The organism is Acidicapsa borealis, from assembly GCF_059115245.1.
Window position 1 is genome coordinate 5,665,873 of sequence record NZ_JCACNY010000001.1, and the last position, 11,457, is coordinate 5,677,329.

Genomic DNA, 11,457 nt, shown 5'->3' on the forward strand with positions numbered 1-11,457 from the left:
GATGACGCGAGCGAACGAGCAGTACGCGTACTTCACCGTTACTGGCGATTTCGAGCCCGAGGCCATTACGGAGGTTCTCGGGCTCCAGCCTACCGACGCATGGAAAAAGGGCGACCGAAACGAAACGACTCACTACGAACGAAAGTTCAGCAGGTGGTCGCTACGCTCCCGTCGCCTTGACATCGAAAAGCTGGAAGATCATATTCGCGACGTTCTGAATCAACTGGCTCCGCATGCTGACCGGGTAAAACAACTGGTCTTTGACCTAGGTATGGGCGAATTGGTGTGCGTTGGGTATTTTCATTCAGACTATCCCGGCTTTCATTTGGACAGAGAAACTATCACGGCGATGGCTCACATGAACCTTGAACTTGATTGCGACTTCTACTATCTCTATTCCGATCGTCGCGACGATTCTTAGACAAAGCGCCAAAATCAGATGAGGATTACAATCAGTTCATCGGGAACGATGGAGTTCATATGACTGCCACACTCAACGACCAAGGCCAGATCACAATTCCTGAAGAACTGCGAACTACTCTTGGCTGGGAGCCGGGCAATAAGCTGGTCCTTGATGCAAATGAGAAAGGGGAACTTGTGCTTCGCCCGGAACACATTGCTTCTGACTTTGATCCGCTTCGCTTTGAGAGAGCTGTTGGGATTCTCCCGCCATGGCCAGGGGGAACGGATGCCTACATGGCCTTTATCCGTGGCGAAGATGAATGATTCTCATCGATAGCAATATCCTGCTCGATATATGGCAAAACGACCCGATATGGGCTTCTAGATCTGCAGCTGCTCTTCAACAATTAGCTTCTGCCGAATAGCTTGCAATCAATTCCATCATCTTTGCAGAAGTGTCAGTGCGCTTTGCATTGAGAGCTGACGTAGATCGCGCCTTATCCAGTGCAGGCATTGCCGTTTTGAACACGCCAAATGAGGCCGCGTTTCAAGCCGGCAAAGCCTTTCAACAATACCGGCAGCAAGGGGGCACCAGAACGGGTGTTCTGCCTGACTTCTTCATCGGCGCCCACGCTTCCGTGCTGGGTTGCGGACTTCTAACGCGGGACTTGCGCCGGTACGCGACCTACTTCCCAACTGTCCGGCTGATTACTCCTTAAAGCTCAAGGCGCGGCGATGTTAGTGCGCATCCAGCTCGATCTTGCCCTGATGCGGCGGCCGCTTGAGGAAGAAGACCAGCGGCACCAGCAGCAGAAGAAGCACCCCCAACATGCGGAACTGATCCATGTAAGCAAGCAGCGTAGCCTGCCGCCCCATGGCGTTGTAGACCTGCGCCATCGCCGAGTAAGTGCCGTCGAAGGCATTGCCAGCGCCCGCCGCAGCCCGCGCTACGAACTGCTGCAGCGCGCCATTCGAAGCCACCATATGCTCGCCCAGAATCTGCTGATGCAACTGCGCCTTGCGCTGCAGCATGGTGCTCACCAGCGCGATGCCCAGGCTGCCGCCCTCGTTGCGCATCAGCGCGTAGAGCCCCGCGGCCTGCGAGCTCTCCGTCTTAGGCAGGAAGCGGAACATGATCGTGCTCAGCGGAACGGTGACCAGCCCCACGCCCATCACCTGGACGATGCGCGGCAAGACAAGATCGCGCTCAGCAATGTCGAGGTTCAGCGCGGACATCCACAGCACGCCGCCTGCAATCGTGAGCAGGCCAAGGAAGATCAGCCTGCGCGGGTCGAAGCCTTTCGTGAGCACATAGCCGACCAGCGGCACTTCCAAAATTGTGAAAATACCCGCCGGAGACATCGCGAAACCTGCCGTTGTCGCGTCATAGCCCATCATCTGCTGCATGTAGTTGGGTAGCAGATACGTAGTTGCATAGAGCGCCGAGTAAAGACCCAGCACGATGATGCAGCAGCAGAGAAAATTTCGTTCTTTCAGCAGGCGCAGATTCACGATCGGGTTATCGCGCTTCAGCTCCCAGATCACCGCCGCGATGAGCGAAATGCCGGCAACGGAGGCGAAGAAGACGATGAAGGGCGAGCCCAGCCAGTCCAGCTCCTGCCCCTTGTCGAGCACGATCTCAAGCGTCGCCAGCCCAAGCGAGATCAGCCCCAGCCCGCCCCAGTCGACCGACAGCCTGCGCGCCTTCGCCTTGGTCGCCGCCATGTGCTCGGGGTCCTGCAGCACAATACGCGTCAGAAAGAGACAGAGCAGGCCAATCGGAATGTTGATATAGAAGATCCATCGCCAGGAGTAGTTGTCCGTGATCCACCCGCCGAGCGTGGGGCCGAGCACCGGCGCGCAGAGAATCGCAACCGTGTAGACCGCCATGGCCATGCCACGCTTTGCCGGAGAAAAGCTGTCCGCCAGAATGGCCTGCACCGAGGGCTGCAATCCGCCGCCAGCCAGCCCCTGCAGCACGCGGAAGAGAATCAGTATCCCCAGCGTCGGAGCCAACCCGCACGCGCCGGAAAAGATCGTAAACAGCGCCACCGAGGTGAGGTAGTAGCGCTTGCGGCCCATCACCGAGGAGATCCACGCGCTGATGGGCAGGATGACCGCATTGGCAACGAGATAGCTGGTCAGAACCCACGCGCCTTCGTCGTTTGAAGCCGAAAGGCTGCCGGAAATATGCGGAAGCGCCACGTTAGCAATGGAGCTGTCGAGCACCTCCATGAAGGTGCCCAGGGTCACGACGATAGCGACGATCCAGGGATTGAAGAGCTTCGGGCGCGGCGTCCGCTCATTGTCGAATTGAGGCACCGAATCAGCCAGCGCCTGTTCGGCGGACGGCTGTCCAGCTTCTAACAACTCCTCATCTAAGACCGCACTCGACATAATGACCCGTTGGTCATAGTATATGACCCATCGGTCATTTCATCAAACTGCACGCAAGCTGTAAGCTGGTCAGGACCGCAGGAACCCCGGAAAATTGCCCACAGCCACCCCAACCCGCAAGCAGGTCATCCAGGACTTCCGCCGCAAGGAGATCCTGACCGCCGCCGTGAAAGTCTTCGGCCAGAAGGGCTTTGACGCGACCCTGATGGCGGACATCGCCAAGGCCGCCGACCTGGCCAAGGGCACGCTCTACATCTATTTCCCGTCAAAAAACGCGCTGTATGAAGGCGTGGTCAAGCAGGCACTCGCCGAGCTGGCGCAGTTGACCGAAGAACACATGCAGCGGGAGACGGAGTTTGGCGGCAAGCTGAAGGCGTTCATCCGGGTCCGCATCGCCTACTGGCAGGAAAAACAGGCGCTCTACCGCGTCATCCTCACGCTGGGCCGCGAGGGCAAGAGCAAGAAGCGCAGCATCGCCTGGCAGCGCGAAGTGGCGCAATACCTGGCGCGGATGTTCGAAGCAGCCGCCGCGGAAGGCCAGATTCCGCAGCAGGATTTCCTTGCCTCCGCATGGGCGGCAATGGACGCCATCCGCGGCGTCAACGAGCGGCGCGTCTTCGGCGAAGGCACCTCGCCTGAGCAGGATACCGACTTCCTGACCGCATTCCTGCTGCGCGCTATCGGGTGCAAATCAGCCTCCGTGTCGCCGGCGATGCGGCATGGCTGAACGTCATCCAGGAGCCCGCACTGTGCTATCGTGAGGGGTTGGCCCCATTGCGGAAAAGCCTTGTAAACAGGCGCTGCGAGCAAATCAGGCCCAGAAAAACTCACTATGCCTCACGACCTGCCCAAAGCCTACGACCCCACCGCCATTGAAGACAAATGGGCGGAGTACTGGGTCCGCGAAAACCTCTTCGCCCAGCCGACGCCGGAGCCCGGCGCTGCCGTCAAAGAGCCCTTCACTATTCTTCTCCCGCCGCCGAACGTGACCGGCCGTCTGCACATGGGCCACATGCTCAACCAGACGGAGATGGACATCCTCACCCGCTGGCACCGCATGCTGGGCGACACCACGCTCTGGCTCCCCGGAACCGACCACGCCGGCATCGCCACGCAGATGATGGTGGAGCGGCAGCTCGTCTCCGAAGGCTCCAGCCGCCAGGCGCTGGGCCGCGAAGCTTTTGAGGCGCGCGTGTGGCAGTGGCGCGACCAGTACGGCAAGGCCATCCTCGACCAGATGAAGCGCCTCGGCGCGTCGGTTGACTGGCAGCGCGAATACTTCACGATGGACGCCGGCCTGTCGGTGGCTGTGCGTGAGGCTTTCGCCCGCCTCTATCACCAGGGGCTGATCTACCGCGGCGCGTACATCGTCAACTGGTGCCCCGGCTGCCAGACCGCCGTCAGCGATCTTGAAGTCGTCCACGAAGAAGTCCTCGGCAAGCTGTGGGAGATCCGCTACCCAGTCATCGGCGATGGCAAGCCCACGGGCGAGTATCTGACCATCGCGACGACGCGCCCGGAAACGCTGCTCGGCGACGTGGCCGTGGCCGTTCACCCCGAAGACGAGCGCTTCCTGCATCTGCACGGCAAGAAGCTGCTGCTTCCTCTGGTGAACCGTGAAATTCCCATCGTGCTCGACACGTGGGTAAGCCGCGACTTCGGCACCGGCGCGGTCAAGATCACCCCGGCGCACGATCCCAATGACTACGCCCTCGGCGAACGCCATCACCTGCCCTCCATCAACGTGATGGACAACCAGGCGCGCATCGCCCTGCCCGGCAGCCCGTACGATGGGCTCGATCGCTACAAGGCTCGCGAACGCGTTTTGGAAGATTTGGAAGCGCTCGGCCTGCTCGGCAAGATTCACGATCATAAGCTCTCCGTTGGCCGTTGCGAACGCAGCAAGGACGTGATCGAGCCGCGCCTCTCCACGCAGTGGTTTGTCGCCGTCAAGAAGCAGCCGAAGAATGGCCGCCCCACGCTCGCCGAGCTGGCCATTGACGCAGTCAAGCCGGGCGCGGACGGCAAAAAGCCCATCCAGTTCACGCCGCAGATGTACGAAAAGACCTATCTCAACTGGATGGAGAATATCTACGACTGGTGCATCAGCCGGCAGCTCTGGTGGGGCCATCGCATCCCTGCGTGGCATTGCGGAACGTGCCAGAAGATCACTGTGCCTCAGCCGGGCCAGGCGGAAGATCCCACAGCCTGCGAACACTGCGGGAGCACCGCGCTCACCCAGGAAACCGACGTGCTCGATACATGGTTCTCGTCCGGCCTGCTGCCGGTTTCTGTCTTCGGCTGGCCCTTTTTGGGACCGGATATGGATGGCAGAGCAAGCGTCGATTTCCAGACCTTCTACCCCACCAGCCTGCTCGTCACCGGCTTCGACATCCTCTTCTTCTGGGTGGCGCGGATGATCATGCTGGGCTGCTGGTTTGCCGGGGACGTGCCGCTGCCCGACGGTAGCCCGCGCCCGCTGGCCGAGTCCGTTCCCTTCCGCGATGTGTACATTCACGCGTTGGTGCGCGATGCCAATCGCGAAAAGATGTCCAAGACCAAGGGCAACGTCATCGACCCCATCGGGATCGTGCAGAAGTATGGCACGGACGCAGTGCGCTTCACGCTGGCCTCGATGGCCTCGCCGGGTACGGATATCGCGTTCAACGAAGCGAGAACGGAAGGCTACCGCGCCTTCGCCAACAAAATCTGGAACGCCGCCCGCTTCCTCTTCATGAACGTGGATCGCGCTGCGGAAATTGGCATCGCTGTAGACCCGGCAGCGCTGGGCGGAATGCCTTCTTTAACCTACAACGCTCATGATGAAGACATCTGGATCGTGGACAAACTCAACACCGCTGTTCTAGTGGTCAATGGACGCGACGAGCAGCTTCATGGGGTATCTAGCGAGAGGGAAGGGGCGCTTCCCAACTATCGTTTCGACGAAGCTGCAAACTACATCTACAGGTATCTCTGGTACAGCTTCTGCGATGTCTACCTCGAAGGTATGAAGCTGCGATTAGACTTCAGTGAAACCGCCGACCATAAACAAAGCGAAGCAGCTTTGACAACTCTAGTACAGGTATTTGAGGCAACCCTGCGTCTGCTCTCGCCCTTCATGCCCTTCCTCACTGAGGAGCTGTGGCACGCCGTCTACAACGGTAATCCGCCCCAAAAATCCATCGCTCTTTCCCGCTACCCACACGAGGTAGTGTCGCCAATCAACGAACAGGCCGTTAACCGAATGGACCTCGCATATGGTCTCATTGATGAAATCCGGGTAGCGCGTAAGAAAATCGGCGTTGAGGAAAATGTATCCGTACCCATTGAAGTGCGAATCAGCGACAATCTTATTGGAATCGTTAGAAAGCACCAGGTGTTGATTGAGAGAAGAGCAAAGGTTAGCGAAGTCAAATTTGTCAAAGAGATCACAGCTGGTCTATTTACGCAATCTACGCAGATCTTCGACGTCGCCGTCGACTACGTGCCCACCATCGACATCCCCGCCGAGCGCGAGCGCCTAACCAAAGACATCGCCAAACTCGAAAAGGGCCTTGCCGCAGCGGAACGGCAGCTGGGCAACGAAAGCTTCCTGGCCAAAGCTCCGGCCAACATCGTCGAAGGCCTGAAAAAGCAGGAGTCCGAAAACCGCCTCCTCCTCGACAAAGCCCGTGCCGCCCTCGCGTCGCTCCCACCCGCATAACCCGTGCAGCTCTGCCCGCGAAGGCGGAGCTGTTAACCAGAAAATTAACCCCTGAAAAGTGCATAATGAAAGTCAGGGCGCGGCAGCAATAACAATCAGGCGAACGAGAAAAATAAATACCCCTCCCCCCCCGGTGTATTTGTCTTCTCTTCGCCCCCAAACAGGCGGAGTACCGGGATGGATTGGAAAAATCGCCGCATCGACGCACTGCTGGAGCAGGCGCTCACCGAAGACAAGGCGGCCAGCGACGCCACCACCAACCTCACCATCGACCCTGACCTGCGCGCCACTGCGACCGTGCTCGCGCGGCAGGAGCTGATCGTTGCCGGCCTCGGCTGCATTCCGCGGGTCTTCGAAATCTTCGCCCGTCTCGACCAGCGCTCGCCCGCGCAGACCCGTTACGAAGTCATCAGCCACCCGGAAATCTTCGACGGTGTCCGCGCCCACGACGGCCAGTCGCTGGCGGTCATCCGCCACAACGCCCGGGCGCTGCTGAGCTGCGAACGCGTCATCCTGAACCTGATGCAGCACATGAGCGGCATTGCCACGCTGACCCGCCGGTACGCCGACGAGCTCAAAGGCACCAAGGCCCATGTGCTGGACACGCGCAAGACCGTCCCCGGCCTGCGCGCGCTGGACAAATACTCCGTCCTCTGCGGCGGCGGAACGAATCACCGGCTGGATCTGTCCGACGGTATCCTCATTAAAAACAATCACATATCGCTCGGCGGAGGCGTGAAGCAGACGCTCGGCTCGGCACTGGCCGGACGCAAGCCTGGACAGCGGGTACAGATCGAAGTGCGCACCACGCAGGAGCTGGAAGACGCGCTGAAGTATGGCGCGGAAGCTCTGCTGCTCGACAACATGACGCCGGAGCAGGTTGCGGCAGCCGTCAAGCTGGTGCGCGCCGAGGAAGCCCGCCGCGAAACTGCTTCACCGACACCGGAAGGCGAAAAGAAAGCCTGGATTCCGACCGAAGCTTCCGGCGGGATTGTGCTTGAAAACATCCGTTCCTACGCGCTGGCTGGTGTCGATTTCATCTCGGTCGGCGCGCTGACCCACTCGGCTAAAGCCGCTGACATCAGCATGAGGATTAAAGCCGAAAAGCCCGGCGAGAAGCGCTGAGCGTGGCGGAACTGGATTCAGCTGATCTCAACCTTGCCGAGATCGAAGCGGCTCTTGCCGGAACGCCCTTCGCAGGAAAGCTGCATCATTTCCCTACGATCGACAGCACCAACACCTACGCGCTGGAGCAGGCGCGGGCGGGCGCGGCGCACGGCACCTTCTATGTAGCCGACGAGCAGACGGCAGGACGAGGCCGCAGCGATCATCAATGGCATTCGAACGCTGGACAGGGGCTGTATCTGAGCGTCCTATTGCGGCCTGCGCTCTCGGTTGCGGACCTGGTCTGGCTACCGCTGGCGACGGGTCTTGCGGCGCATCGGGCGATCCGCGAAGTGACTGCGCTGGATGTGGACCTGCGCTGGCCGAACGATCTATTGATCGGCGAGCGCAAGACTGGCGGAATTCTTGTCGAGGCGCAGACTGAAGCGGATCAGGCCACGGCGGCGGTGATCGGCATTGGGATCAATTTGCACCAGCAGCGCTTTCCTACGGGCCTCTCGACGGAGCCAACTTCGCTGGACCTCGAGACTGGACGCTACACGAGCCGGCAGGAGTTGCTGATTGCGCTGCTGCTGGCGCTGCATGATGAAGTCTCGGCCCTGGCTGCTCAGGCAGTCAGGCAGACGATTCCGGCACGCCTCGAAGCCATCTCGACATGGGTGGAAGGACGGCGCGTGGAGGTGCATGGGCCGCAGCCGTGTACTGGCGTGACGGCTGGGCTCGACGAGCGCGGCTTTCTCCGCGTGCGCACTGCGAGCGGGCTGGTCACGGTGACAACCGGCGGGATTCGCGCGGCGTTAGACTAGAGCTATTGATCGAGGAAACACCGCATGCTTCTGGCTCTGGATGTCGGCAACACCAATACAGTTCTCGGGCTCTACGACGATGCCAACAAGCTCGTTGCGCACTGGCGCCTTTCCACGCATCGCACGCAGACGGCGGATGAGTATGGCGTGTTCTTCGTGAACCTCTTCAACCTGCACGGGATGTCGACGACGCAGGTGAAGCACATCATCATCTCGTCGGTCGTGCCGCCGGTCGAGAGCACACTGCTGCGGGTCTGCGAAGACTACTTCAAGATCAAGCCGCTGTTTGTCGAGCCGGGCATCAAGACGGGGATGCCGGTGCTGGTGGACAATCCCAGCGAACTGGGCGCGGACCGGCTGGTGAATGCGATCGCGGCCTATGAGAAGTACGGCGGTCCTGCAATTGTTGTGGACTTTGGCACGGCGACGACCTTTGACGTGATCTCGGCCAAGGGCGAGTATCTGGGCGGGATCATTACTCCGGGCCTGGGCATCAGCGCGGACGCACTCTTCAGCCGCGCGGCAAGGTTGGGGCGCGTGGACATCAAGCGGCCTGCGAAGGTGATCGGGACGAACACTGTGGCGCATATCCAGAGCGGCCTGTACTACGGCTACATCGGGCTGGTGGACGGGATTCTGGAACGGATGATTGTAGAGATGGGCGGCACCGCTCCGAAGGTCATTGCGACGGGTGGACTGGCAGGGCTGATCTCGGAAGATTCGAAGTACATCAAGGTACTGGACGACATGCTGACGCTGGATGGGCTGCGGATTGTTTTTGAGCGCAACCGTCCCGCAGGCGCTAAGCCGACGAAGCCAGTGCGTCCGGCAAAACGCGGGAAGTCATAAGCGGCCGTGCAGAATTACTTCAACTATTTCACTGAGATCGAAGAGCATTTTCAGCGGCGGCGCGGGTCGCTGCTGCTACTTTCCACGCTGGACTGGGCGTTGATTGAAACGTGGCGCGAGGCGGGAATTCCGCTGGAAGTGGCGCTGCGTGGCATTGATGACGCGTTCGACAAGTACGATGCGCGGCAGCGCGCGAGCGCCAAGAAGCTACGGCAGGTGAACGGACTAGCCTGGTGCGCGCAGGCGGTAATGGAAGCTGCCGAGCAGCAGGCGGAAGCGGCTATTGGCATTGCTCCGGAAACAAAGGAAACAGCGAGCGCGGGGTTTGAAGCGCAGCGCATTGCCGAGCACCTCGAGTCCGCGGCACAGGCGCTGGACGCTGCCGCGATCGCCCATGACTGCCTGCATGAAGCCTGGGCTTCGGCGCTGGCGGCCATCGCTCTGCGGCTTCGGCATCTGGCCGAGGAGACGCTGTCCGGAGCAGGCGGAAATTCGACCGGAAATATTGAGGAGTTGGAGCGGAATCTGGCTACCTTGGAAGAGAAGCTTTTCGCGACGCTGACGAGCCATGTTCCCGAGGAGCTGCTGCTGCGGATCAAGACCGAGGCGGCGCGGGATCTGGCGGCGTATCGCAGCCGGATGTCGGCGGTGCAGTTGCGGCAGATCGAACAGCAGTTTGTGCACAAGCGGATGCTGGAGCATTACCAGTTGCCGCGGTTGAGCCTTTTCTACATGAGACAGGCATGAAGCTGAAGCTGGAAAAACCGGTGTATGGCGGGGATTGTTTAGCACATCTGCCCGGAGATGGCGGTAGGCCTGGGAAAGCCGTCTTCGTGCCGCTTACGTTGCCGGGCGAGAGGGTCAAGGCACACGTCACAGAAGACAAGCGCAACTTCGTCAAGGCAGAGGTGGACGAGATTCTGGAGCCGTCGCCGGAGCGGGTTGCGCCGCAGTGCCGGCACTTTGGCGTTTGCGGCGGATGCCAGTATCAGCATGCGGGCTACTCGACTCAGCTCGCAATGAAATCGCAGATTTTGCGGGAAACTTTGAGCCGCGCTGGCGTGACTGTGCCTGAGGAAATCGGAGTGCTGGCGGGTGAGCCGTGGGGATATCGCAATCGCATCCGGCTGGCGTTTCGCGGGGATGGCAGCTTTGGGTACCGCAGCCGCGGCTCGCATGAGATTGTGCCGATTGCTGAATGCCCGATCGCTGCGCCGCTGCTTTTTGAAACTGCCGAGAAGCTGGCCTGCTTCCTGGTAGAGCATCCTGCGACCCTAGCGGAGCTTGAGCTATTTGTGGCGCCGCGGGGAGAGCTGCTGTTGACTGTCTTCCTCGAACGGCCGACCGAGAATCTACCCGAGTGGCTGGAGGCGCTGTCTGCCGCAGTTCCGGCGACCGGCATCCGCGTTCAATTGGCCGATGGAGCGCTCAGTCCAACGATCCTGGGTGAGCTGGGCAAGCAATCGTTTTTCTATTTCGCCGCAGGCTTCGCATATCAGGTGGATCATGGTGCTTTCTTTCAAGTGAATCGGGGGCTGATCGACGAATTTGTGGCGCTGGTGACGGCTGGACAGCAGGGGAAGCTGGCCTGGGATCTGTACGCCGGGGTTGGACTGTTCGCGCGACGGCTTGCGGGGACATTTGACCGGGTGCTGGCGGTGGAGTCGGCGCCGGCTTCCTTTCCAGGTTTGAAGCGGAATCTTGAAGGGACGAGTTCTGTCGCGATTGGCTCAACAACGCTGGACTTTCTGCGCCGCAATCGCGAGGAACGCGAGCCTCGGCCTGACCTGATCGTGCTGGACCCGCCGCGGGCCGGGCTGGGCGAGGACGTAACCACGCTGCTGAATGCGATTTATGCGCCGAAGATGGTCTATGTCTCGTGCGACCCGGCGACTCTGGCACGCGATCTGCGTGCGCTGACGCTGGAGCGCTACCGGATCGAGAGCGTGACCCTGGTTGACATGTTTCCCCAGACCTTTCATCTGGAGACGGTTGTTCGCCTGACTCGCGGCTAGGCCTCGACTTTCCCTCTAGGCCGAGTTCGCTGCTGCTGTTAGAGTGGTCCGCAGATTTCCGCTTGATTCTTTACAGGCCTCTCAGGACTACAACGAGAAGGCGTCTCTGGCTTCGCACTTCTTCCTCAGCTTTGCCGTTTCGCCGATGGCGCCAGCCTCG

The 11,457-nt window shown here is 60.3% G+C and carries 10 protein-coding genes; 9 read left to right on the plus strand and 1 reads right to left on the minus strand.

Annotated features, from left to right (window positions below; genetic code table 11):
* The first annotated feature begins 1 nt into the window (after position 1).
* Together AC5S27_RS23145 and AC5S27_RS23150 are read left to right on the plus strand one after the other, a co-directional pair.
* Positions 2–421 (plus strand): DUF4279 domain-containing protein, encoded by a 420-nt coding sequence (locus AC5S27_RS23145; protein WP_493936922.1) that lies wholly within the window; start codon positions 2–4, stop codon positions 419–421.
* A 59-nt stretch (positions 422–480) separates the two neighbouring features.
* Positions 481–726, plus strand: coding sequence for an AbrB/MazE/SpoVT family DNA-binding domain-containing protein (locus AC5S27_RS23150; protein ID WP_493936923.1), 246 nt, complete (start codon positions 481–483; stop codon positions 724–726).
* A gap of 414 nt (positions 727–1,140) precedes the next feature.
* Here the strand turns inward: AC5S27_RS23150 and AC5S27_RS23155 are convergent, their stop codons facing one another.
* Positions 1,141–2,772 (minus strand): DHA2 family efflux MFS transporter permease subunit, encoded by a 1,632-nt coding sequence (locus AC5S27_RS23155; RefSeq protein ID WP_493936924.1) that lies wholly within the window; start codon positions 2,770–2,772, stop codon positions 1,141–1,143.
* Between the two features lie 121 nt (positions 2,773–2,893).
* Between AC5S27_RS23155 and AC5S27_RS23160 the strand changes: the two genes are divergently transcribed.
* The 7 genes from AC5S27_RS23160 to rlmD all read left to right on the plus strand — a co-directional run bounded on the left by AC5S27_RS23160 (position 2,894) and on the right by rlmD (position 11,297).
* Positions 2,894–3,526: a TetR/AcrR family transcriptional regulator gene (locus AC5S27_RS23160; RefSeq protein ID WP_493936925.1), complete on the plus strand. Its 633-nt coding sequence runs from the start codon at positions 2,894–2,896 to the stop codon at positions 3,524–3,526.
* A 105-nt stretch (positions 3,527–3,631) separates the two neighbouring features.
* Positions 3,632–6,502, plus strand: coding sequence for a valine--tRNA ligase (locus AC5S27_RS23165; protein WP_493936926.1), 2,871 nt, complete (start codon positions 3,632–3,634; stop codon positions 6,500–6,502).
* 177 nt (positions 6,503–6,679) lie between these two features.
* Positions 6,680–7,627: a carboxylating nicotinate-nucleotide diphosphorylase gene (gene nadC, locus AC5S27_RS23170; protein ID WP_493936927.1), complete on the plus strand. Its 948-nt coding sequence runs from the start codon at positions 6,680–6,682 to the stop codon at positions 7,625–7,627.
* A gap of 2 nt (positions 7,628–7,629) precedes the next feature.
* The gene (locus AC5S27_RS23175; protein ID WP_493936928.1) at positions 7,630–8,433 is read left to right on the plus strand and encodes a biotin--[acetyl-CoA-carboxylase] ligase; all 804 of its coding nucleotides are present in this window, start codon (positions 7,630–7,632) and stop codon (positions 8,431–8,433) included.
* A 24-nt stretch (positions 8,434–8,457) separates the two neighbouring features.
* Positions 8,458–9,282 (plus strand): type III pantothenate kinase, encoded by an 825-nt coding sequence (locus AC5S27_RS23180; protein ID WP_493936929.1) that lies wholly within the window; start codon positions 8,458–8,460, stop codon positions 9,280–9,282.
* 6 nt (positions 9,283–9,288) lie between these two features.
* Entirely contained in the window at positions 9,289–10,029 is a 741-nt protein-coding gene (locus AC5S27_RS23185; protein WP_493936930.1) for a hypothetical protein, read from the plus strand.
* On the plus strand, positions 10,026–11,297 hold the full coding sequence (gene rlmD / locus AC5S27_RS23190; protein ID WP_493936931.1) for a 23S rRNA (uracil(1939)-C(5))-methyltransferase RlmD: 1,272 nt from the start codon (positions 10,026–10,028) through the stop codon (positions 11,295–11,297). Before AC5S27_RS23185 ends, rlmD begins: the two co-directional genes overlap by 4 nt.
* The last annotated feature ends 160 nt before the right edge of the window (positions 11,298–11,457 follow it).